Raw genomic sequence first — 23,323 nt, forward strand, 5'->3', positions numbered from 1 at the left:
TGGTATATGCCCGCTATTTTAATGTGAAAACGCCAATGAATAAACCCCAAGTACCTGATTTTCTGAAAAACATCCGCGTGGTGCTGGCCCGCCCCAACCATCCTGGCAATATCGGCTCGGCCGCGCGCGCGATGAAAACCATGGGTTTGAGCCGCCTGTATCTGGTCGAACCCAAGGTATTTCCCAGCGACGAGGCCAACACGCTGGCCTCGGGCGCGGTGGATCTGCTGGAGAACGCCATCGTGGTTTCCACGCTGGCCGAGGCGCTGTCCGACGTCACCGTCGCCTGCGCGCTGACCAGCCGCCGCCGTGAATTGACCACGCCGCTGTCCACCCCGCGCCAGACCACGCCGGAATTGATCGCCCGCGCCCGCGACGGCGAACAGGTGGCCCTGGTGTTCGGCAACGAGACCTTCGGCCTGTCGATCGAGGAAGTGGAGCAATGCAACCGCCTGGTGACCATTCCCGGCAACCCCGACTACTTCTCGCTGAACCTGGCGATGGCGGTGCAGGTGATGACCTACGAGCTGTTCAGCCACACCGGCGTGGACGTGGAATACCTGCGCGCCGAGGGCGAAGCCGCGACCCAGAGCGAGGTGGACGGCATGTGCGGCCACCTGGAACAGGCGATGGACGAGATCGGCTACTTTCAACGGCGCAACAGCGAACGGCTGATGCGCCGGATGCGCACCATGTTCCATCGCGCCGGGATGCTGCGCGAGGAGATCGACATCCTGCGCGGCTTCTACAAACAGGTGCAGCGCACCGCCTCCGGCCGGCCCGGGGATGCCGACTGAGTCCAGCCTCGCCCTGCCCTACGCGCGCCCCGCGGTGCGCGACCTCGCCTTTCTGCTGACCTCTCCTTCGCCCTGGCTGTGCGGCGCCGACCTGCCCGTTGAACGATTGCTGGGACCGGACGGCGAGGCGCTGCTCGCCCGGCTGGATCATGCGCCAGCCGAGCTGGAAGCCTGGCTGGCCGCCGCCGCCGCCGCCAAACGGCTGGGACAATATGCCGAACGGCTTTTCTCCTTCTGGTTTCGCCAGGCGAAACACATCGACCCCATCGCTGAAAATCTGAAAGTCATAAATCGGGAGCACCGGACGATCGGAGAGTTCGACTTCCTGCTGAGGCTGGACGGCGAGCCCTGGCATCTGGAAACAGCCAGCAAGTTTTACCTTTCGCTAGGCGAAACCGCCGACGATCTGGTCGGCCCCGGCCTCAATGACGGCTGGCGTTTGAAAGCGACCAAAACCACAACACAATTGCGGCTTTCCCGCCATCCCGACGCGCTTGCCATCCTTCCGGATGGCTTTCAAGACTGCCGCGCCGCCGCCCGGCTCTGCGGCTGGTTCTTCTATCCGGCGGGCCAATCGCCGCCCGCGCCGCTCAATCCCCATCAACTGCGCGGCTGGCTCGCCCCCAGGGACGCCCCCTGGCCGCGCGCCGGCGGCGATTCGCGCTGGGCCTGGCTGCCCAGGCTGTCATGGCTCGCCCCGGCGCTGCTGGCCGAAGCCGATACGCTGGACGAGACGGCCCTGCGCGCGCGGCTGCAAGCGATGCCGGCGCCGCAACTGTTGGCCGAACTGCAAGCGGTCGGCGGCGGCCTGTGGCGCGAGGTCGCGCGCGGTTTCGCCGTCCCGCCCGGCTGGCCGGCCCCCGAGCGTCTGGCGGCGCTGAAACTCAAAATCTCGCGGACATGAAAAAAGGCAGGCGTCGCGCCTGCCTTGATTGCCGATTCCGGACTGCCTTAGTGGCCGTCAGCGTGCATGCAGCCTGAAATCAGGTTTTTCAGCTCGTCTACCAACACCAGCTGGATGTGCTTGTGATCGACGGTGATCCAGCCCTGCTGCTGGAACTTGGACAGCGTGCGGCTGACCGTTTCCAGCTTCAGGCCGAGGAAGCTGCCGATCTCTTCCCGGCTCATGCGCAGGATGAAATCGTTGGCGGCAAAGCCTCGGGTGGACAGCCGTTGCGACAAGTTCAGCAGGAAGGCGGCGATGCGCTCCTCCGCCTTCATATTGCCCAGCAGCAGCATCACGTTCTGGTCGCGCACGATCTCGCGGCTCATCAGGCGGTAGAAGTGGTGCTGCAGGCTGGGGATGTCGCGGGACAGCGACTCCATCCGGGTGAACGGCAGCTCGCACACTTCGCTGTCCTCCAGCGCCACCGCGTCGCAGCTGTGGTTGCTGGAGGAAATGCCGTCCAGGCCCATCAGCTCGCCCGACATCAGGAAGCCGGTCACCTGCTCGCGGCCATCCTGGCTGGCGACACAGGTTTTAAAGAAGCCGGTGCGGATCGCGTACAGCGACTTGAAGGACTCGCCGCTGCGGAACAGGTATTCGCCGCGCTTCAGGCGGCGGCTCTGGCGGATCACCGCGTCCAGTTGGCCCATTTCCTCGCGGTTCAGGCCGACAGGCAGGCATAGCTCGCGCAGGCTGCAGCTGGAGCAGGAGATTTTCAGCGTATGCAGGGAGGTTTGGTTTTGTTCAGACATGCTGTGTGTGCAAGCCGGCGAAGCTTGACCCTTATCAAGGCGGAATTCACTAATTTTTCGCAAATTTACCAGTCCTCCAGAAGTTTTACCATCCGAATACGACATGAAAACTACCCACCCCTTCTCTCCCGCCCATTTTGTCTTCGATCGCGAGTTGATCGAGAGGCTGGATGGCGCGGGGCCTAGATACACATCCTACCCGACGGCAGATCGTTTTACGTCTAATTTCTCGACGCAAGACTATCTGGACAAACTGCGTCAGCGCCAGATCGGCGCCAACCGCAGACCTCTATCATTGTACGCTCATATACCTTTTTGCAACACCATCTGTTATTACTGCGCCTGCAACAAGATCATCACCAAGGATAGCGGCAAGGCGGACCAGTATCTGGACTATCTGGAGAAGGAAATCCGCCTGGTGTCCGCGGAACTGGGCATCCGGGAAAAAGTGATACAACTGCACTTTGGCGGCGGCACGCCCACTTTCCTGTCCGATGCCCAGCTGGAAAGGCTGATGGGCATGCTCGGAACCCACTTTGAATTCCTGAGCGACGGAGAATATTCCATAGAGATTGATCCGCGCAAGGTAAAACGTGAAACCATGCTGAAATTGGCAGGATATGGTTTCAATCGCGTCAGCGTGGGCATACAGGATTTCGATCCGGCGGTGCAGCGAGCGGTGAACCGGGTACAGACCGAAGAGGAAACCCGCGCGGTGATCGAAGCTGCGCGGGAGGGCGGGTTCAAATCGGTCAGCCTGGACCTGATCTACGGCCTGCCGCTGCAGAGCCGGGAAACCATGCGCGACACGCTGCAGAAGGCGCTGGCGCTGGATCCGGATCGGCTGTCACTGTACAACTACGCCCACCTGCCCAGCGTGTTCATGCCGCAAAGACGCATCAACGAGGCGGATCTGCCGCCGGCCGCGGTCAAGCTGGACATCCTGCAGGACGCGGTGAAGACGCTGACCGACGCCGGCTACGTGTTCATCGGCATGGACCACTTCGCCAAGCCGGACGACGAGCTGGCCATCGCCCTGCGCCAGGGCCGGCTGCAGCGCAATTTCCAGGGCTACTCCACCCACGCCGACTGCGACATGCTGGCTTTCGGCGTCTCCTCCATCGGCAAGGTGGGCTCCTGTTACAGCCAGAACGACAAGACGCTGGATGGCTATTACGCGGCGCTGGACCAGGGCCGGCTGCCGGTGGTGCGCGGGCTGACGCTGGACAACGACGACATATTGCGACGCACCATCATCCAGAGCCTGATGTGCCGCTTCGCGCTGTCGGTGGAGGCCATAGAAGAAATCCACGGCATCAATTTCGCCCGTTATTTTGAGGCGGAAATGCCACAGATACGCGAATTCCAGCAACAGGGTCTGCTGTCCTTCGACGGCGACTTCCTGATGGTGGAGCCCCAGGGCCGCTTCCTGATCCGCAATATCGCGATGATCTTCGACCGCCATCTGCGCGAACGCGAAACCCGCGCCCGCTACTCGAAAACCATCTGAAATCCCCCTCCCCGCGCCGGGACCGCCCCGGCGCGCCATTCCGTTCCGAACGGAACTGCCAGTAAAGCCAGTAGCGGATATTTTTCCCTGTGAGATAAGCAAAATCACTTATACAAAGGGTATGCAAGCGTGCCGGGCAACAGAATGGCGCGGCAACCCGCTTTCACAAGGAGCCGCGCCATGTCCACACCCATCGTCAGGCTGATGCAGCGTCTGAGCTATCCGCAACGCTTCGCCGTGATCGGCGTGCTGTTCGCCGCGGCGCTGCTGTATCTGGTCTACGGCCTGTACCGCAGCAACCAGGACAATATCGAATCCACCGCCAAGGAAAAGGTGGGCGTCGCCTACATGCAGCCGCTGACCGCGATGTTGATCCAGGCGCAGCAGGGCCAGGAGCTGGCGGTGCGCGCGGCGCTGGGCGAGACTCAGGCCAGAAACGACTTTCCCGCCGCCGTCCAGCAGTTGCAAGGCAAATGGCAGGCGCTGCAGGACGCCAACGGCCGGCTCGGCCCGGAACTGGCCAGCGACGCCGCATGGAAGGACGCCGCCGCCGCCTGGGACAAACTGAAAGCCACCCAGTCCGCCCAGCCCTCGCAGTGGATAGCCGCCTACGGCAATCTCAGCGACAAGCTGAACAATCTGATCGGCGTCGTCAGCGACAACTCCAACCTGACGCTGGACCCGGACATCGACACTTATTATCTGATGGACGCCGCCACCGCCAAGCTGACCACGTTGATCAGCCATCTGGGCGAGGCCAACGCCATCGCCTCGCTGGCCGAGGCCAACCATCCGCTCGATCCCGCCCAGCGCGACCGCCTGGTGGAGCTGCGGCCGCTGATCGCCGAGGTCAATGACGGCCTGGCCAGCGATATCGCCAAGGCTGTGGCCTACAACGCCGGCCTGAAGCCGGACATGTCGGCCCAGGCGGACAAGCTGGCCGCGGCGCTCAAAAGCCAGCTGCCGGCGATAGACGACGCGGTCGGCGGCAAGACCGGCGCCGCCGGCCTGAAAGTGGCGGGCCACAGCGCCGCCGGCGCCGAAGCGGTGTCCTCCTACATCGCCGCCGGCCTGAAACAGCTGGACCAGCTGCTGCAGGCGCGGATAGATCGCACCGCCAGCCAGCGCAACACCTATATCGCCATCGGCGTCGCGTCCATGCTGCTGGCCATCTTCCTGTTCCACCAGCTCTACCTGTCCATCACGCTGCAACTGGGCGGAGAGCCGCTTTACGTGCAGCAGGTGGTGGAACAGCTGGCGGCGGGCCGGCTGGACACCCGCATCCATCTGCGCGACCGGGACGACCTCAGCCTGCTGGCGGCGATCCGCCAGATGCGCAACCAGCTGCGCGAGACCGTGGCCCAGTTGCTGGACACCTCGCGCGAGGTCAATCTAGCCGCCGACGCGATGGCGCACAGCGCGCAGAGCATCACCGCCGGCAGCGCCCAGCAGAGCGAGGCCGCCTCCAGCATGGCCGCGGCGATAGAGCAGCTGAGCACCAGCCTGTCGGTATGCGCGGAACAGTCAGAGCAAGCCAACCGTCTGTCCACCGACGCCGCCAGCCGCTCGTCGGACGGCAACCAGGTGATCGCCGCCACCGCCAGCAGCATGGACGGCATCGTGCGCGACGTGTCATCCGTCTCCAACACCATCGCCGATCTGGGCAAGCAATCCGAATCCATCGCCGGCATCGTCGACGTGATCCGCGACGTGGCCGACCAGACCAATCTGCTGGCGCTGAACGCGGCGATCGAGGCCGCGCGCGCCGGCGAGATGGGCCGCGGTTTCGCCGTGGTGGCCGATGAAGTGAGAAAGCTGGCGGAACGCACCGCGCTGTCCACCACCGAGATCAGCAATATCGTCAGCCAGATCCAGAACACGGTGCAGAAGGGCAACGACAGCATGCAGCTGGGCATGAAATCCATCATGGACGGCCAACAGCGCGCGCGCGAAGCCGGCAGCAGCATGGACAATATCCGCCACTGCGTGGACGACGTGCTGGACAGCATCCATCAGATCACGTCCTCGCTGCGCGAGCAGAGCCACGCCAGCCAGGCGCTGGCGCAGAACGTGGAACACGTGTCGAAGATGTCGGAACAGAACAGCATGGCGGTCCGGGACAGCGCGGAAACGGCGGGCGAGCTGCAGGCGATTGCCCAGCGGCTGGTGAGCCTGGCCGGGCGCTTCACGGTCTGAGCGCCTGCTCGCGCGATTTCCCCGCCTCACACGGCTCAGACAGGCTTACAACAGCAGAATCGCGCGAAAATCGTTGACGTTGGTATGCGTCGGGCCAGTGATCAAGAGATCATCCAGCGCGGCGAAAAAACCGTAGCCGTCGTTGTCCGCCAGCCGCGCGCCGGCATCCACGCCCAACGCCGCCGCGCGCGCCAGCGTGTCCGGCGCCATCAGCGCGCCGGCGTTGTCCTCGCTGCCGTCTATGCCGTCGGTGTCGGCCGCCAGCGCGTATACGCCCGGCAAGCCGTTCAGCGCGATGGCCAGCGCCAGCAGAAACTCGCTGTTGCGCCCGCCCCTGCCCTTGCCCTTCAACGTCACCGTGGTCTCGCCGCCGGACAGGATCAGCGCCGGCCTGGCCACCGGCGAGCCGTGCGCGGCGATCTGGCGCGCGATGCCGGCGTGGACCTTGGCCGCCTCGCGCGCCTCGCCTTCGATGCTGTCGCCCAGCAACAGCACGTTCAGCCCCAGCCGCTCCGCCTCGGCCGCCGCCGCCCGCAAGGCCAGCTGCGGCGTCGCGATCAGCCGGTATTCGGCATGCGCCAGCCTGACGTCGCCGGGCTTGGGAGTCTCGTCCGGCTCCGCCGCCAGCAATGCTGCTGCGGCGGGCGGCAAGGTCAAACCATATTTGGCGACTACCGCGCGGGCGTCTGCATAGGTGCTTGGGTCCGCCGCGGTCGGGCCGGAGGCGATCACCGCCGGATCGTCGCCCACCACGTCCGAGATCGCCAGCGTCACCAGTTTGGCCGGCGCGCAGGCCAGCGCCAGCCGTCCGCCCTTGATCGCCGACAGATGCTTGCGCACCGCGTTCATTTCATCGATGCCGGCGCCGCAGGCCAGCAATTGCCGGCTGACCTCCTGCTTGTCCGCCAGACTGACGCCATCGGCCGGCAAGGTCAGCAAGGCTGACCCCCCGCCGGACAACAGGCAGATCACCAGATCGTCTTCGCTCAGCCCTTGAACAGCCTGCAGAATGCGTTCGGCCGCCACGCAACCGGCCGGGTCCGGAACCGGGTGCGAGGCCTCCAGCACCGTGATCCGCTCAGTCGGCGCCGCATGGCCATAACGCGTCACCACCACGCCGGACAGCTCGCCTGGCCAAGCCTGCTCCAGCACCCGCGCCATCTCCGCCGCGGCCTTGCCGGCGCCGATGACCACGGTACGGCCTTTGGGAACGGGAGGAAGGAAGTCTAATATCCGTTTTGGCTGAGCGGTCTCAACGGCATGGCCAAACAAAAGCCGCAACAACTTCCCATGAGAAACCCCCTCAATCGACATATCATTCCTCCATCAACGATTTGGCTATTAATATCATAGCAAATAGCATCTATAATCGTTTGCCAGACACCTAGAACCCCGCGCCTCCAAAACCAGAGCTACCCACTACCTATCAATATACTCAATTTTAGAGCGCTCTTTTAAAACCTTAAGCGCGCTTTGAGTGTAAGAGGATATCTCCATCGTCTCCAGCCAACCATTTTTCAGATAAGTCAGCCTACTGTCGTGCAACTTAGCTCGGCTATTCTGATGCTCAACCCTCACCAACTCCCGTAAATCTGAGTAAGGTACAACATTCTCATCAAGCTTATACCATATTTGCTGATGCACCCCATCCTTTGCCAATATAGTGTAGCTACGCATTCCTGGCATACAAACTACAAAGGCCGCCACTCCGCAGCATGCAATCTGCTTGCACAACAAGCGTTCTTCTTTGCCAAATCTCGGCGCTGCCGGAAGCTGCTCCGATGCAATACTCTCTCTTGCTTTCTTTTTCTTCGATTTCTTAGCCAACCTGCGATTTTGACCCAATCGATCCTGATTTATTCTACGGGCTTTTAGCTTGGACCGATTCTTACGAAAATCACTTATATAACTAAGCGCGAGAATACTGCAGCATGTCGCCGGAATACCCATGGGTATCATATACGCCAAACCATAAGGGGAAATATGTTGAAAATCTCCCTCCACATGCACAAAAACAAGATCTCCAATCCATCTCATCAATACGGCATTCAAATAAATAAAACTAAGCACGCCCAGCACAAACATAACCGCTATAAATACAATTGGACTACCCTCTCGAGCAAGGTAAAAAATTGTACCAACCACCCTGTACACTCCACGAGCCATGCCAAAAACAAACTTAAGAAAACGCACAAACTCACCCCACGAAAATTAAATTTACTCCACAAATCCGACTATAACATAATCAACGCACACTTCATGGGAGTCCAGCTCTCAGCATTAGAAACCAAAGTTAGCAAAAATATAGCAGCTACATTACCCTCATCTCAGTACTTATCCAAACACAAGGAATCTGTCCAAACAGCCAATGCTGACACCCCCGCCGCCGCGCGTTAGAATGGCGGCGATTCCAACGCCCCGCCCTCACCGGGGCGTTACGCATTTTCCCAGACAGACCAAGAGCAGAGCCCGACACCCGATGAGCACGCCCCAGCACACCCCGATGATGGCCCAATATTTCTCCCTGAAGCGAGACCACGCAGACAAGCTGCTGTTCTACCGCATGGGCGACTTCTACGAGCTGTTCTACGAGGATGCGGAAAAAGCGGCGCGCTTGCTGGACATCACGCTGACCGCGCGCGGCGCCAGCGCCGGCGTGCCGATCAAGATGGCCGGCATTCCCTACCACGCCGCCGAAGGCTATCTGGCGCGGCTGGTGAAGATGGGCGAATCGGTGGCCATCGCCGAGCAGATCGGCGACCCGGCGCTGGCCAAAGGCCCGGTGGAGCGCAAGGTGGTGCGCATCGTCACGCCGGGCACGCTGACCGACGCCGCGCTGCTCGACGACAAGCGCGACAACTTGGTGCTGGCGGTCAATATGGTGAAAGGCGTGCTGGGCCTGGCCTGGCTGTCGCTCGCCAGCGGCGAGTTCAAGGTGATGCAGGCCGATGTGGAAGATCTGTCCAGCGAACTGGAGCGGCTGAAGCCGGCCGAGCTGGTGATCCCGGACGACACCGGCCTCGCCGCCTTTGAAGGCATCTCGATGCCGAAGAAAAAGCTGCCGCCGTGGCAGTTCGACATCGAATCATCCAAGCTGGCGCTGACCCGCCACTTCGGCACTCGCGACCTGGCCGGTTTCGGCGCCGACACGCTGCCGGTGGCCGTCGGCGCGGCCGGCGCCTTGCTGGAATACGTCAAATCGACGCAGGGCGTGAATCCGGCCCACATCGCCGCGCTGTCGGTGGAAGAAGCCGGCGAGCTGATCCGCATGGACGCCGCCACCCGCCGCAACCTGGAGCTGACCGAAACCATACGCGGCGAAGCCTCGCCGACGCTGGCGTCCCTGCTCGACACCTGCGCCACCAGCATGGGCAGCCGCCTGCTCGGCCACTGGCTGCACCATCCGATGCGCAACCACGGCAAGCTGGCCCGCCGCCACGGCGCGGTGCGCGCGCTGCTGGCGCGTTATCAGGACGTGCATGCCGAGCTGGACCAGGTGTCCGACATCGAACGCATCACCTCGCGGGTGGCGCTGCGCTCCGCCCGCCCGCGCGACCTGTCGGCGCTGCGCGACTCGCTGACCGCGCTGGCCGGCGTCAAGACGCTGGCGGCCTCGCTGGACTCCGAGCTGCTGAATGAGCTCGCCGGCGTGCTGCCGGTCGATTCGCCGGTGCAAAAGATGCTGGCCGACGCCATTCTGCCGGAGCCGGCCACCTTCCTGCGCGACGGCGGCGTGATCAACGATGGCTTCAGCCCGACGCTGGACGAACTGCGCGCCATCCAGACCGATTGCGGCGACTTCCTGCTGAAACTGGAGGCGCGCGAGAAGGAGCGCACCGGCATCACCACGCTGAAGGTGGAATTCAACCGCGTGCACGGCTTTTACATCGAGGTATCCAAGGCGCAGTCGGACAAGGTGCCGGACGACTACCGCCGCCGCCAGACCCTGAAGAACGCCGAGCGCTACATCACGCCGGAATTGAAAGAGTTCGAAGACAAGGCGCTGACCGCGCAGGACCGCGCGCTGGCGCTGGAAAAACAGCTGTACGAGACGCTGCTGGACGAGTTGGCCCCTCACATCGCCGAGCTGAAGCTGATCGCCCAGGCCGTCGCCGCCCTGGACGTGCTGTCGGCTTTCGCCCAGCGCGCCGCCATCGGCAGCTACGCCGAGCCGCGATTCGTGCCGGAACCCAAGCTCGACATCGTCGCCGGCCGCCACCCGGTGGTGGAGGCCGAGGTGGAGCGCTTCATCGCCAACGACACCAAGCTGTCGGCCGAACGCAAGCTGTTGCTGATTACCGGCCCGAACATGGGCGGTAAATCGACCTATATGCGGCAAAACGCGCTGATCACGCTGTTGGCCCACGTCGGCAGCTTCGTGCCGGCCGACTCTGCGGTGATCGGTCCGATCGACCGCATCTTCACCCGCATCGGCGCCAGCGACGACCTGGCCGGCGGCCGCTCCACCTTCATGGTGGAAATGACCGAAACCGCCAACATCCTCAACAACGCCAGCGAGCACTCGCTGGTGCTGATGGACGAGGTGGGCCGCGGGACGTCCACTTTTGATGGCCTGGCGCTGGCCTGGGCCATCGCCCGCGCGCTGATCGAAAAGAACCGCGCCTACACGCTGTTCGCCACCCACTATTTCGAGCTGACCACGCTGGCCGGCGAATACCCGGCGGTGGCCAACGTGCACCTGTCGGCGGTGGAGCACAAGGACCGCATCGTGTTCCTGCACCACGTGGAGGACGGCCCGGCCAGCCAAAGCTACGGCCTGGCGGTGGCGCAGCTGGCCGGCGTGCCGGGCAAGGTGATCCGCGATGCCCGCCGCCATCTCGCCGACCTGGAGAACCAGTCCGCCGCCCGCGTGCAGCCGGATCTGTTCGCCGCGCCGGCGCCGGCCCCCGAACCGGAACTTAATCCGGCAGTGGACCGTCTACACGAGATTGATCCCAATGAGTTGAGCCCGCGCCAGGCGCTGGATCTGCTGTTCGAACTCAAAAAACTGGCCAATTGACCAGCTCACTCCAGGAATCGTTTCCTATTATTACTAGATGGTAACGTTCAGAAGAGGAGCAAGTGATGTCGTTTGAAACCGTTTCCGCCATCCCCAGCCTGAGCCAGCTGCTTGGCCACATCGGGGACGACGGGTCCATTGCCCTTTCCGATATCCGGGAAAAGGCCAACCACGAACTATCCAGCTTCGCGGAGCTGGCGCAAAAGGAACTGAGCCAGTTCGACATCAGCATGCCGCCGGCCATCAGTCTGATCAGCGGTGAAGGCTTCCAGCTCTCGCTGGAAAACCAGCACCCGCATTCGGACGAGATCCACAATTGGCTGGACGGCAATCTGATCCTGGCGCGCAAGTTCAAGGAAGTTGAAGTGCTGTTCGAATTCGTACGGGCTGCCGAAAGCGCCGGCGAGGTGTTCTCGGAAAGCTCGAACTTCCATATTGGCCTAACCAGCGCGGGTCCGATCGCTTATTTCGAGGATCATCATAACCACTAGCTGTTTGGTCCGTGACCCAATAAATCGGCGCGCGGCATCGGCGCCGCAACACCCCAGCGGGAAAGCGAAAGCTTTCCCGCTCCGCATTTCAGCCCGGCAAACACGGCAATCTCGGTCCGCGCCGCGCAGGCTCCCCTGCGCCAATCGCCATTCCCGCCAAAACACCGCCCCGGCGGCTTAGGGTTTCTTGCCGCGCGCGAAACGGAAGGCCGGTTTTTTTCCCGTCTTGGCTGGACTCGGCGCCTGAGGCGCGTTGGTCCGGGGCTTGCCGACGCGGCCGGCTGACTGCGCCCGCGGCAAATCCTGAAGCGAAACCTCGATCGCGCGCGCCTCGCCCGGCTGCAATCCATCCAGCTTCCACGGGCCGATCGCCACCCGCACCAGGCGCAGCGTCGGCAGCCCCGCCTTGGCCGTCATCCTTCTCACCTGGCGGTTCTTGCCTTCGCTGATGATGATTTCCAGCCAGCAGTCGGGCACCGTCTTGCGAAAACGCACCGGCGGATTGCGCGGCCACAGCTCCGGACTGTCGATGCGCCTCACCTGGGCCGGCTGCGTGACGAAATCGCCCAGGTCCACGCCCCGGCGCAGCATTTCCAGCTGCTTGTCGCCAGGCTCGCCCTCCACCTGCACCCAATAAGTCTTGGGCAGCTTCCAGCGCGGGTCCGCGATGCGGTGCTGCAGCGCGCCGTCGCCGGTCAGCAGCAGCAGCCCCTCGCTGTCGGTATCGAGCCGGCCGGCCGGATAGACCCCGGACTGGGCTACGCAAGATTTCAGCGTCGGGTGGGTAGGATGTTCGGAGAACTGGCAAATCACGCCATAGGGCTTGTTGAGCAGGATGAGCTGGGGCATGCGGACAACGCGAGGAAACATAAGGTAGGCGAATGATAGCAAGCCCGCGCCGCGCCGTGATCGATATTGTGCGCCATGCGCCGCCATCCGGCAGTTCGAACAAGCGTTTTATTCGCATCCGAACGTCCCGCCACCAGTTATCAGGCATAAAAGTTTCAGTTGCGTCGCCAACCAAGCCTGTGAGAAGAGGTATAATTCGCTTTTGAAAATTGCCCAAGAGCCGCCAGATGCCCGCATCAGGCCGGGCCGCCCGCTCCGATGTTCCCCGGGACGTCGTCCGAGCGATGAACTCTTCGCGCAATCGTTCTGTCGTCACAAGATCAACATGGAGATAGAGTAATGCCAGCAGAACAATCGAAAATCATCTACACCCTCACCGACGAAGCGCCGGCGCTGGCCACCAGTTCTTTCCTGCCCATCGTCCAGGCTTTCGCGGGCTCGGCCGGCGTTCAGGTAGACACCGCCGACATCTCCGTGGCCTCGCGCGTGCTGGCCGAATTCCCCGACTATCTGACCGACGAACAGAAGGTTCCGAACACCCTGGCCGAACTCGGCAAGCTGACGCTGCAGCCGGAAGCCAACATCATCAAGCTGCCCAATATCAGCGCTTCGGTGGCCCAGCTGGCCGCCTGCGTCAAGGAACTGCAGTCCAAGGGCTACAATGTTCCGGACTACCCGGAAAATCCGGCCAACGACGCCGAAAAGGCGATCAAGGACCGCTACTCCAAGTGTCTGGGCTCGGCGGTGAACCCGGTGCTGCGCGAAGGCAACTCCGACCGCCGCGCGCCGCTGGCGGTGAAGAACTACGCCAAAAAACATCCGCACTCGATGGGCGAATGGAAACAGTGGTCGCAGACCCACGTCTCCCACATGCACCACGGCGACTTCTACCACGGCGAAAAGTCCATCACGCTGGACAAGGCGCGCGAAGTCAAGATGGAGCTGGTGGCCAAGAGCGGCCAGACCGTGGTGCTGAAGCCCAAGGTCGCGCTGCAGGCCGGCGAGATCATCGACTCGATGTTCATGAGCAAGAAGGCGCTGTGCGACTTCTACGAGCGCGAGATGGAAGACTGCCGCGAGGCTGGCATCCTGTTCTCGCTGCACGTGAAGGCCACCATGATGAAGGTGTCCCACCCCATCGTGTTCGGCCACTGCGTCAAGATCTACTACAAGGACGCGTTCGAGAAGCACGGCAAGCTGTTCGACGAGCTGGGCGTCAACGTCAACAACGGCATGGCCACGCTGTACGAAAAGATTGAAACCCTGCCGGCCTCCAAGCGCGAAGAAATCATCCGCGACCTGCACGCCTGCCAGGAACACCGTCCGCGCCTGGCGATGGTGGATTCCGCCAAGGGCATCACCAACTTCCACTCGCCGAACGACATCATCGTCGACGCGTCGATGCCGGCGATGATCCGCACCGGCGGCAAGATGTGGGGCGCCGACGGCAAACCGTACGACGCCAAGGCCGTGATGCCGGAATCGACCTTCGCCCGCATTTACCAGGAGATGATCAACTTCTGCAAATGGCACGGCAACTTCGACCCGCGCACCATGGGCACCGTGCCGAACGTCGGCCTGATGGCGCAAAAGGCCGAGGAATACGGCTCGCACGACAAGACCTTTGAAATCAAGGAAGACGGCGTCGCCAACATCGTCGACCTCGCCACCGGCGAAGTGCTGCTGAGCCAGAACGTGGAAGCCGGCGACATCTGGCGCATGTGCCAGGTGAAAGACGCGCCGATCCGCGACTGGGTCAAGCTGGCCGTGACCCGCGCCCGCAATTCCGGCATGCCGGCGGTGTTCTGGCTGGACCCGTACCGCCCGCACGAGAACGAGCTGATCAAGAAGGTGCACGCCTACCTGAAGGATCACGACACCAACAGCCTGGACATCCACATCATGTCCCAGGTGCGCGCGATGCGCTTCACGCTGGAGCGCGTGGCCCGCGGCCTGGACACCATCTCCGTCACCGGCAACATTCTGCGCGACTACCTGACCGACCTGTTCCCGATCATGGAGCTGGGCACCTCGGCCAAGATGCTGTCCATCGTGCCTCTGATGGCCGGCGGCGGCATGTACGAGACCGGCGCCGGCGGTTCGGCCCCTAAGCACGTGCAGCAGCTGCTGGAGGAAAACCACCTGCGTTGGGACAGCCTGGGCGAATTCCTGGCGCTGGCGGTGTCGCTGGAAGACCTGGGCATCAAGACCGGCAACGGCAAGGCCAAGGTGCTGGCCAAGACGCTGGACTTGGCCACCGGCAAGCTGCTGGACGAGAACAAGTCCCCGTCCCGCCGCACCGGCGAGCTGGACAACCGCGGCAGCCAGTTCTACCTGTCCATGTACTGGGCCCAGGCGCTGGCCGCGCAGACCGACGACAAGGAGCTGCAAGCCCGCTTCGCGCCCGTCGCCAAGCAACTGGCCGACAACGAGCAGAAGATTCTGGCCGAACTGAAGGCCGTGCAGGGCAAAGCGGCCGATATCGGCGGCTACTACCTGCCGGACGCCGCCAAGTGCAGCGCAGTGATGCGTCCCAGCGCCACCTTCAACGCGGCGATCTCCTCCGTGCAGGCCTAAAACCTGGCCAGCAGACCACAAGCCCCCGGTTGCCGGGGGCTTTTTTCATGCCCCTGCGCGCCGCGCGTGGCTCCGCCAATCAACGCCAATCGCCGGCCAGCGCCCGCGCCGCCTCCAGCGTCATCGTCTTCGCCGCATCCGGCCGCTTGCCGCCGCGCCAAGCCATCATCAGCCGCCAACGGCCCAGCTCCGGCTCCAGCAACGGCAATTCCCGCAGCGCGCCCCACTCCAGCTCCTGCCGAACCGCCAGACGAGGCACAAAGGCCACATAACCATGCCAGAGGGCCAGATCGCGCGCGGCCGAGGCCGGTTGCGGCAGATGGATGGGCCTGCCCGGCGCGCGCAGCCGCCTCAGGCGACGAACCAGTTCCTCGGCGCCGTCTCCCCAGTTCTGCGGCGCCAGCGGATATTCCGCCAATCTGCCAAGCGGCAGTTCCCGCCGCTCCCCCGCCAGCGGGTGGGAAGGAGCCGCCACCGCGACAATCGGCGAATCGCACAACGCTTCCAGCTCCAATCCGGAAACAGCGGGACCTTGCAACACAAAACCGATATCCAGCTCCCCGCCCAGCAACAGCTGCAGGATTTGAGGCGAATGATCGGTATCGCAGCGGATTTCCAGCGGCGCCTCGGCCAGCCTCGCCAACAGCGGGCCGAACACCACGCCGGCCAAAGAAGGCAGGCAGGCCACCCGCACCCTAGGCAACCCCTCCGCCCCGGCCAAACGCTCCCGCCCCTCGGCCAGCGCGTCCAGTGCCGCTCGCGCCGCGGGCAAAAACGCCATGCAGGCCGCGGTAGGCTCCGCGCCGCGGCGGTGCCGGCTGAACAACTTCACCCCCAGCCGCGTCTCCAGCAGGGCGACGCGCTGGCTGGCTTGTGGCTGCGACCAGCCTCTTCGCGCCGCCGCCTGGCTGAAACTGCCCAATGCCGCCACGTCCAACAGCAACTCAAGATCATCCAGACTCACAGACATAATAAAAATCCATGGCAAATATTTCAGCCAACGCGTTACATGATAGCTCTTCGCCTCCGACAATGGACTCACTACCAATCGACGGAAAAAGATGAGAAACACATGCGGCATATCCAGACCGAACGCCTGTTGTTGCGCGCCGTCAGCCCCGGCGATGCCGAAGCGCTGTACGCGATCTTCGGCGACCCCGAAACCAACCGTTACAATCCGCACGGCCCCCATCCCTCCATCGAACATGCCCGCGTGGCGCTGGCTGGATGGACGGAGGAATGGAAACGCCATGGTTTCGGCCGCTGGTCAGTAGCCTGCCGGGAGGAGCCTGGCCGGATCATCGGTTTCGGCGGCCTCAGCTACGGCGACTACGGCGGGCAAGACAGGCTGAATTTGGGCTATCGCTTCGCGCCTCCGGCCTGGGGAAAGGGGTTGGCCAGCGAAATGGCCCGGCAAGCGCTGCGATGCGCGTTCGAGGCCCTGGCCGCGCCTGCCGTGTTCGCCAAGGTCCGCCCAGCCAATCTGCCTTCGATCCGAGTGCTGCTTCGGTCCGGCTTCAGCCATCACGGCAGCCTGCGCGACATCCACGCCGCGCCGGCGTCATTGGTCTATATTTCGCGCGCGACGGCCAAGTAGGCCGCCATGAAAATGAAAAGCCCGCCTGAGGCGGGCTTTGAAATATGCCTTGCAGCCCACCACGCGGCGGGACTGAGTCCAGAACAGACTTACGCGTTCTGGATATTGGACGCTTGCTTACCTTTCGGGCCGGACACCACTTCAAAGCTTACACGCTGACCCTCTTTCAGGGTCTTGAAGCCTTGCATGTTGATGGCCGAGAAATGGGCGAACAGATCCTCGCCACCTTCGTCCGGGGTAATAAAGCCGAAGCCTTTTGCGTCATTGAACCACTTCACGGTACCAAATGCCATTTAACTTCCTTGCGAAAAAAAGGCTGGTGAAGCCGACCAACTTAGAGCTTAATAGAGTTTGACAAAATGCTGTGCCGCAAAATGCCAAACAGTTAAGCCAAGCACCAGCTGCATTTCTACGCAAGCGCGGCGACGGAGTCAAGTGATTGCGGTCTTGAGAGCCCCCTTGAAAAAAAGTCTGGGGGAACCAAAATTGAAGTGAGGCACCGTTTCAGTGAAAGTCGACATGTCCACCTCGGTCAAAGACGATGCCCAGCTTGAGGCGTCACGGGTTAGGGAAAACCCACCCCCGATGTATAAGGTGTTGTTATTGAACGATGATTTTACCCCAATGGACTTCGTGGTGCAGGTTCTCCAGCAGTTCTTCTACATGAACAGAGAGAAGGCCACCCAGATCATGCTGCAAGTCCACACGCAAGGTCACGGCGTGTGTGGCGTTTATACCAAAGACGTGGCTGCAACGAAGGTCGAGCAGGTGTTGCAATATGCGAAAGCGCATCAGCATCCGCTTCAGTGCGTAATGGAGGAAAACTGATGATTGCCCAGGAGCTTGAAGTAAGCCTGCACATGGCGTTCATGGACGCACGGCGCAAGCGCCACGAGTTCATCAGCGTGGAGCATCTGCTGCTCGCGATGACCGACAACCCGTCGGCCGCAGAAGTATTGCGGGCCTGCGGCGCCAATATCGACCAACTGAAGAAGCAGCTGACCGACTTCATCGACGAGCACACCCCCACCGTGCCCGGCGAAGCCGAAGTCGAAACCCAGCCGACGCTTGGATTCCAACGCGTGATCCAGCGCGCGATCCTGCACGTGCAGTCGTCGGGCAAGAAGGAAGTGTCCGGCGCCAACATCCTGGTCGCCATCTTCGGCGAGAAGGATTCGCACGCGGTGTACTACCTGCACCAGCAAGGGATCTCGCGTCTGGACGTCGTCAACTTCATCTCGCACGGCATCACCAAGCAGCGGTCGCAGCAGCCGCCGCAGGAGCCGCGCGACAACAGCAACAACGACGCGGACGGCGAAGAGCAGGCCACCGGGCCGGGCGGGGCGCTGGAAAACTACACCCAGAACCTCAACCAGATGGCCCGCGACGGCAAGATCGATCCATTGATCGGCCGCGAGCACGAGCTTGAGCGGACGGTGCAGATTCTGTGCCGTCGCCGCAAGAACAATCCGCTGTTGGTCGGCGAGGCCGGCGTCGGCAAGACCGCGATCGCCGAGGGCCTGGCCCGCCGCATCGTCGGCGGCGAGGTGCCGGAGATCCTGTCCAAGTCCACCGTCTACGCGCTGGACATGGGCGCCCTGCTGGCCGGCACCAAGTACCGCGGCGATTTCGAGCAGCGGCTGAAGGCGGTGATCAAGCAGCTGACCGAGGACACCAACGCCATCCTGTTCATCGACGAGATCCACACGCTGATCGGCGCCGGCGCGGCGTCGGGCGGCACGCTGGACGCGTCCAACCTGCTGAAGCCGGCGCTGTCCAACGGCAGCCTGCGCTGCATCGGCGCGACGACGTACAACGAGTACCGCGGCATCTTCGAGAAGGACAACGCGCTGTCCCGCCGTTTCCAGAAGATAGACGTCACCGAGCCGACGGTGCAGCAGACGGTGGAGATCCTGAAGGGCCTGAAGTCGCGCTTCGAAGCCCATCACGGCGTCAAGTACACGCAGTCGGCGCTGTCCACCGCGGCCGAGCTGTCGGCGCGCTACATCAACGACCGCCATCTGCCGGACAAAGCCATCGACGTGATCGACGAAGCCGGCGCCGCGCAGAAGATCCTGCCCAAGTCGCGGCAGAAGAAGGTGATCAACAAGTCGGAGATCGAAGAGATCGTCGCCAAGATCGCCCGCATTCCGCCGAAGACGGTCTCCAGCGACGACAAGAACGTGCTGAAGAACCTGGAACGCGATCTGAAAAACGTGGTGTTCGGCCAGGAGAAGGCGATCGAAGGCCTGGCCAGCGCGATCAAGATGACCCGTTCCGGCCTCGGCAACCCGCAGAAGCCGATCGGATCGTTCCTGTTCTCCGGCCCGACCGGCGTCGGCAAGACCGAACTGGCGCGCCAACTGGCCTACATCCTCGGCGTCGAGCTGATCCGCTTCGACATGTCCGAGTACATGGAACGCCACGCGGTATCCCGCTTGATCGGCGCGCCTCCGGGCTATGTCGGCTTCGAGCAGGGCGGCCAGCTGACCGAGGCCATCAACAAGCATCCGTACGCGGTGGTGCTGCTGGACGAGATCGAGAAGGCTCATCCGGACATCTACAACGTGCTGCTGCAGGTGATGGACCACGGCACGCTGACCGACAACAACGGCCGCAAGGCGGACTTCCGCAACGTGGTGCTGATCATGACCACCAATGCCGGCGCCGAATCGTTGTCCAAGCCTTCGCTGGGCTTTACCCAGACCAAGGCTACCGGCGACGAGATGGGCGACATCAAGCGGCTGTTCAGCCCCGAGTTCCGCAACCGTCTGGATGCCATCATCCCGTTCGGCGTGCTGGACGAGCAGATCATTCTGCAGGTGGTGGACAAGTTCCTGATGCAGCTGGAACAGCAGTTGTCGGAGAAGCACGTCGACATCCACTTCACCGACGAGCTGCGCCGCTATCTGGCGAAGAACGGCTTCGACCCGCTGATGGGCGCGCGTCCGATGGCCCGCCTGATCCAGGACACGCTGCGCAAGGCGCTGGCCGACGAGCTGCTGTTCGGCCGGCTGGTGGCTGGCGGCGAGGTCACGGTCACGGTCGCCGACGACAAGGTGGAACTGCTGTTCGACCAGAGCGCACTGGCGGCGGAACCGGTCTGACCGCAACGCCCCTCCACGCAGCGAAAGACCCGGCATGCCGGGTCTTTTTTATTTCCAACGCCGCGGGCCTCAGCCGCGCGGATGGTGGCGCGCATGCAGCTGTTTCAGCCGCTCCCGCGCGACATGGGTGTAGATCTGGGTGGTGGAGATATCGGAATGGCCCAGCAGCAGCTGCACCACCCGCAGGTCGGCGCCGTGGTTGACCAGATGGGTGGCGAAGGCATGGCGCAGCACGTGCGGGCTGACCTTGGACAGGCCCTGGCGGCTGGCGTATTGCGAGATCAGATGCCAGGCCATCTGGCGGGTCATCCCGGCCTTGCGCTGGGTGACGAACACCGCGTCGCACGGCAGGCCGGCCAGCAGCAGCGGACGCGCCTCCTTCAAGTAGCGCAGCAGCCAGTCCTGGGCGATTTCTCCGAGCGGCACCAGCCGCTCCTTGCTGCCCTTGCCCATCGTTTTCACCACCCCGTCCAGCAGGTTCAGCTGGTTCAGCGTCATGCCCACCAGCTCCGACACCCGCAAGCCGCTGGCGTACAGTACCTCCAACATCGCCCGGTCGCGCAGGCCGAGCGGCGTCTCCGCATCCGGCGCGTCCAGCAGCGCTTCGACGTCGACCTCGGACAGCGACTTGGGCAACCGCTGCCCGCGCTTGGGCGACGCCAGCCTGGCGCTGGGATCGTCGGCGCGGATGCCGCTGCGCAGCAGGTGCTGGCAATAGCGGCGCAGGGCCGAAATCAGCCGCGCGCGGGTGGCCGGCTTCTCGCTGGCCACGCCGGCCAGCAGCGCCCGCTCGAGATCCTCCGCCCTGGCGGCCTCCAGCGTCGCGCCCTGCTCTGCCAGCCTGGCGGCCAGCTTGCACAGGTCGCGGCGGTAAGCGGCCAGCGTGTTCTGCGACAGGCCATCCTCCAGCCACAGCTGATCGAGGAAGGCGTCGATGCTGTCTTTATCCGAGCTCATGCCGCAGCAGCCATTTCTTGATGTCCAGCGTCTCGTCGCCGGTGGACTGGTTGAAGCCGCCGAGCCCAGTGCTCGCCACAACACGGTGGCAGGGCACGATCACGGGAATGAGGTTGCGGCCGCAAGCGCCGCCCACCGCGCGCGGCGACGACGCCAAGTCGCGGGAAAGGTCCAGGTAGCGGCGGGTTTCGCCGCAGGGTATCGCCGAAATCCGCTCCCATACCCGCAGTTGGTACGGCGTGCCGTCCAGCCGCCACGGCACGGTGAAGACATGGCGCGGATCGGCGTAATAGGCGTTCAGCTGCCTCGCCACCTCCGCCTCCAGGCTGCCCGGCTCAGGCGGATACAAGACCGCGCCCGCCGGCAGGAAGCGCAACTCGCGCAATTCGCTGGCCTCGCAACGCACGCCCAGCCGGCCGAACGGCGCGGCGATCACCACCCGATAGTCCATTCCCTTCCCCCAATAAAAAAAGCGCAAGGCCAGGCCTTGCGCTTTGATGATAGCGGCTGTCGCCGGCAGGATTAGCCCTGCTTGCGGGCCGGCAGCTTTTCTTTGATGCGTGCGGACTTGCCGGTACGACCACGCAGGTAGTACAGCTTGGCGCGACGCACGTCGCCGCGGCGCTTCACTTCAACGGAAGCCACCAGCGGGGAGTAGGTCTGGAAGGTACGCTCAACGCCTTCGCCGGCGGACATCTTGCGCACGGTGAACGCGCTGTTCAGGCCGCGGTTACGCTTGGCGATAACAACGCCTTCGTAAGCCTGCAGACGCTCGCGGTTGCCTTCCTTTACCTTGACTTGAACCACGACGGTATCGCCCGGGGCGAATTCCGGCAGGGTCTTGCCCAGGCGTGCGATTTCTTCTTGCTCGAGTTTCTGGATCAGATCCATGTTTTACTCCGGTTTTTTGCGGATATCTTGTTCCTGCTGGTACTCCGCCAGCAGCCGAGATTCCTGTTTTGTCAAAACGCGGTCTTGCAACAGCTCGGGCCGACGTTTCCACGTCCGCCCCAGCGACTGCTTGAGCCGCCATTTGGCGATCAGGGCATGATTACCGGACAACAGCACGTCCGGCACCCGCATGCCTCGATACTCTTCGGGTCGGGTATAGTGCGGGCAGTCCAGCAGACCGTCCACAAATGAGTCTTCATACGCCGATTGGGCGTCATTCAATACGCCCGGCAGCAGCCGGACCACCGCGTCGGCCAGCACCATCGCCGGCAGTTCGCCGCCAGACAGCACGTAATCGCCGATCGAGATTTCCTCATCGACCTGGGTGGCGATCAGCCGCTCGTCTATGCCTTCGTAGCGGCCGCACAGCAGGATCAGGCCTTGCCGCTGCGACAGCTCCGCCGCCTTGGCGTGGCTGAGCCTGACGCCTTGCGGCGACAGGTAGACCACGTGGCTGGCTTCGACGCCGGCTTCGCGCTGACGCGCGCGCGCGGCGTCTATCGCCTGCTCCAAGGGTTCTATCTGCATCACCATGCCGGGACCGCCGCCATAAGGCCGGTCGTCCACCCGACGATAATTATCGTGGGTGAAGTCGCGCGGATTCCAGGCTTTGAAATGCCAGAGACCCAAGTCAAGCGCCCGCTGGCTGACGCCAAAGCGGGCAATCGAATCGAACATCTCCGGGAACAGCGTCACCGCGTCGATCTGCATCAGTAATCCAGACCCCAGTCCACCAGGATGCGGCCTTCGGCCGGCACCACGTCCAGCACATACTGTTCCACGAACGGAATCAGCCGCTGCTGGCCATCGTCGCCCTTCACCACCAGCACGTCGTTGGCGCCGGTTTCGAGCAGATTGTCCACCTTGCCCAGCGTTTCGCCCTGCTGATTGACCACGGTCAGACCCATCAGGTCGTTCCAGTAGTACTCGTCATCAGCGGGAGCAGGCAGTTCGCTGCGCGGAACCGCGATCTGCGAACCGCGCAACAACTCGGCGGCATCTCTGCCTTCGACGCCTTCCAGCTTGGCGGCGAGCGCCTTGGGCTGGACTGCGCCGTTCTCAAATGTATACGGCTTCCAGCTGCCGTTCTTGCCCAGCCACCAGACCGGGTAATCGAACAGGCCGTCAGCGTATTCGGTATCGGCGTGGATTTTCACCCAGCCCTTGATACCGAAGGCGCCGCGCACAAAGCCCATTACTACGAGATCTTCGTCGCGCATGCGCCCAATTCCGTCTTGATGTCGGATAGCCGGATTAAGCGGCTACGACTTTCTGCTCTTTCAGCAGCTTGGCAACGGAGTCGGACAGCTGTGCGCCAACGCCGACCCAGTAGTTCAGACGGTCCATGGTGAAGCGGACGCGCTCTTGCTTCTCGTTGGCTACCGGGTTGTAGAAGCCAACGCGCTCGATGAAGCGACCGTCACGACGGTTGCGGGAATCGGTCACCACGATGTTGTAGAACGGACGGTTCTTGGCGCCGCCGCGGGCCAGACGAATCACTACCATTGTCGATTGTCCTTGAAAAAAACGGGATATAGAAAAGCCCACGATTTTATGGCAGATTTCCCTTATC

The 23,323-nt window shown here is 62.9% G+C and carries 21 protein-coding genes and 1 pseudogene; 10 read left to right on the plus strand and 12 right to left on the minus strand.

What is annotated here, in order from left to right; genetic code table 11:
* Window positions 1-35: 35 nt before the first annotated feature.
* Both ACX17K_RS08350 and ACX17K_RS08355 read left to right on the plus strand, forming a co-directional pair.
* Window positions 36-797 (plus strand): RNA methyltransferase, encoded by a 762-nt coding sequence (locus ACX17K_RS08350; protein WP_231151153.1) that lies wholly within the window; start codon window positions 36-38, stop codon window positions 795-797.
* Entirely contained in the window at window positions 787-1,701 is a 915-nt protein-coding gene (locus ACX17K_RS08355) for a DUF1853 family protein (protein WP_493774438.1), read from the plus strand. Before ACX17K_RS08350 ends, ACX17K_RS08355 begins: the two co-directional genes overlap by 11 nt.
* A gap of 47 nt (window positions 1,702-1,748) precedes the next feature.
* Here the strand turns inward: ACX17K_RS08355 and fnr are convergent, their stop codons facing one another.
* Window positions 1,749-2,495: a fumarate/nitrate reduction transcriptional regulator Fnr gene (gene fnr / locus ACX17K_RS08360; RefSeq protein ID WP_021476683.1), complete on the minus strand. Its 747-nt coding sequence runs from the start codon at window positions 2,493-2,495 to the stop codon at window positions 1,749-1,751.
* 103 nt (window positions 2,496-2,598) lie between these two features.
* Between fnr and hemN the strand changes: the two genes are divergently transcribed.
* Together hemN and ACX17K_RS08370 are read left to right on the plus strand one after the other, a co-directional pair.
* Window positions 2,599-4,005 carry an oxygen-independent coproporphyrinogen III oxidase gene (gene hemN / locus ACX17K_RS08365; RefSeq protein WP_493774439.1) on the plus strand — a complete coding sequence of 469 codons (1,407 nt, stop codon included), beginning with the start codon at window positions 2,599-2,601 and terminating at the stop codon, window positions 4,003-4,005.
* 180 nt (window positions 4,006-4,185) lie between these two features.
* The gene (locus ACX17K_RS08370; protein WP_493774440.1) at window positions 4,186-6,201 is read left to right on the plus strand and encodes a methyl-accepting chemotaxis protein; all 2,016 of its coding nucleotides are present in this window, start codon (window positions 4,186-4,188) and stop codon (window positions 6,199-6,201) included.
* A gap of 45 nt (window positions 6,202-6,246) precedes the next feature.
* Here the strand turns inward: ACX17K_RS08370 and ACX17K_RS08375 are convergent, their stop codons facing one another.
* Both ACX17K_RS08375 and ACX17K_RS08380 read right to left on the minus strand, forming a co-directional pair.
* A complete protein-coding gene (locus ACX17K_RS08375; RefSeq protein ID WP_493774441.1) occupies window positions 6,247-7,515 on the minus strand; it encodes a glycerate kinase type-2 family protein in 1,269 nt (422 codons plus the stop codon).
* Window positions 7,516-7,620: 105 nt separating this feature from the next.
* On the minus strand, window positions 7,621-8,394 hold the full coding sequence (locus ACX17K_RS08380; protein ID WP_493774442.1) for a hypothetical protein: 774 nt from the start codon (window positions 8,392-8,394) through the stop codon (window positions 7,621-7,623).
* Window positions 8,395-8,680: 286 nt separating this feature from the next.
* On the opposite strand from ACX17K_RS08380, the gene mutS reads away from it, so the two are divergent.
* A complete protein-coding gene (gene mutS, locus ACX17K_RS08385) occupies window positions 8,681-11,221 on the plus strand; it encodes a DNA mismatch repair protein MutS (protein ID WP_493774443.1) in 2,541 nt (846 codons plus the stop codon).
* Window positions 11,222-11,286: 65 nt separating this feature from the next.
* Window positions 11,287-11,712 carry a hypothetical protein gene (locus ACX17K_RS08390; RefSeq protein WP_231151144.1) on the plus strand — a complete coding sequence of 142 codons (426 nt, stop codon included), beginning with the start codon at window positions 11,287-11,289 and terminating at the stop codon, window positions 11,710-11,712.
* Between the two features lie 330 nt (window positions 11,713-12,042).
* Here the strand turns inward: ACX17K_RS08390 and ACX17K_RS08395 are convergent.
* Window positions 12,043-12,561, minus strand: a pseudogene (locus tag ACX17K_RS08395) (pseudouridine synthase); the annotation flags it as partial.
* Between the two features lie 339 nt (window positions 12,562-12,900).
* Here ACX17K_RS08395 and ACX17K_RS08400 point away from each other — a divergent pair.
* The gene (locus tag ACX17K_RS08400) at window positions 12,901-15,138 is read left to right on the plus strand and encodes an NADP-dependent isocitrate dehydrogenase (protein ID WP_493774444.1); all 2,238 of its coding nucleotides are present in this window, start codon (window positions 12,901-12,903) and stop codon (window positions 15,136-15,138) included.
* Between the two features lie 79 nt (window positions 15,139-15,217).
* Here the strand turns inward: ACX17K_RS08400 and ACX17K_RS08405 are convergent, their stop codons facing one another.
* Window positions 15,218-16,108 carry a LysR family transcriptional regulator gene (locus ACX17K_RS08405; protein WP_493774445.1) on the minus strand — a complete coding sequence of 297 codons (891 nt, stop codon included), beginning with the start codon at window positions 16,106-16,108 and terminating at the stop codon, window positions 15,218-15,220.
* Between the two features lie 102 nt (window positions 16,109-16,210).
* On the opposite strand from ACX17K_RS08405, the gene ACX17K_RS08410 reads away from it, so the two are divergent.
* Complete coding sequence (locus ACX17K_RS08410) at window positions 16,211-16,735, plus strand: GNAT family N-acetyltransferase (RefSeq protein ID WP_493774446.1); 525 nt, start codon at window positions 16,211-16,213, stop codon at window positions 16,733-16,735.
* 89 nt (window positions 16,736-16,824) lie between these two features.
* Here the strand turns inward: ACX17K_RS08410 and ACX17K_RS08415 are convergent, their stop codons facing one another.
* Window positions 16,825-17,028, minus strand: a complete 204-nt coding sequence (locus tag ACX17K_RS08415) for a cold-shock protein (protein ID WP_011137214.1) — start codon at window positions 17,026-17,028, stop codon at window positions 16,825-16,827.
* A 226-nt stretch (window positions 17,029-17,254) separates the two neighbouring features.
* Here ACX17K_RS08415 and clpS point away from each other — a divergent pair, with 226 nt between their 5' ends.
* Both clpS and clpA read left to right on the plus strand, forming a co-directional pair.
* Window positions 17,255-17,563 (plus strand): ATP-dependent Clp protease adapter ClpS, encoded by a 309-nt coding sequence (clpS, locus tag ACX17K_RS08420; protein ID WP_021476693.1) that lies wholly within the window; start codon window positions 17,255-17,257, stop codon window positions 17,561-17,563.
* On the plus strand, window positions 17,563-19,842 hold the full coding sequence (gene clpA, locus ACX17K_RS08425; RefSeq protein WP_493774447.1) for an ATP-dependent Clp protease ATP-binding subunit ClpA: 2,280 nt from the start codon (window positions 17,563-17,565) through the stop codon (window positions 19,840-19,842). The genes clpS and clpA overlap by 1 nt, the downstream gene beginning before the upstream one ends.
* Before the next feature lie 69 nt (window positions 19,843-19,911).
* Here the strand turns inward: clpA and xerD are convergent, their stop codons facing one another.
* From xerD to rpsP, 6 genes are all read right to left on the minus strand, one after another.
* The gene (gene xerD / locus ACX17K_RS08430; protein ID WP_493774448.1) at window positions 19,912-20,799 is read right to left on the minus strand and encodes a site-specific tyrosine recombinase XerD; all 888 of its coding nucleotides are present in this window, start codon (window positions 20,797-20,799) and stop codon (window positions 19,912-19,914) included.
* Entirely contained in the window at window positions 20,786-21,250 is a 465-nt protein-coding gene (locus ACX17K_RS08435; protein ID WP_493774449.1) for a methylated-DNA--[protein]-cysteine S-methyltransferase, read from the minus strand. The genes xerD and ACX17K_RS08435 overlap by 14 nt, the downstream gene beginning before the upstream one ends.
* A 71-nt stretch (window positions 21,251-21,321) precedes the next feature.
* The gene (rplS, locus tag ACX17K_RS08440; RefSeq protein WP_011137219.1) at window positions 21,322-21,690 is read right to left on the minus strand and encodes a 50S ribosomal protein L19; all 369 of its coding nucleotides are present in this window, start codon (window positions 21,688-21,690) and stop codon (window positions 21,322-21,324) included.
* A gap of 3 nt (window positions 21,691-21,693) precedes the next feature.
* A complete protein-coding gene (gene trmD / locus ACX17K_RS08445; RefSeq protein WP_046155480.1) occupies window positions 21,694-22,461 on the minus strand; it encodes a tRNA (guanosine(37)-N1)-methyltransferase TrmD in 768 nt (255 codons plus the stop codon).
* On the minus strand, window positions 22,461-22,970 hold the full coding sequence (gene rimM / locus ACX17K_RS08450; protein ID WP_103902154.1) for a ribosome maturation factor RimM: 510 nt from the start codon (window positions 22,968-22,970) through the stop codon (window positions 22,461-22,463). Before rimM ends, trmD begins: the two co-directional genes overlap by 1 nt.
* Window positions 22,971-23,004: 34 nt before the next feature.
* On the minus strand, window positions 23,005-23,256 hold the full coding sequence (rpsP, locus tag ACX17K_RS08455; protein ID WP_011137222.1) for a 30S ribosomal protein S16: 252 nt from the start codon (window positions 23,254-23,256) through the stop codon (window positions 23,005-23,007).
* Between the last annotated feature and the right edge of the window lie 67 nt (window positions 23,257-23,323).

The sequence above is a fragment of the Chromobacterium sp. INPA-IVC genome (assembly GCF_059047085.1).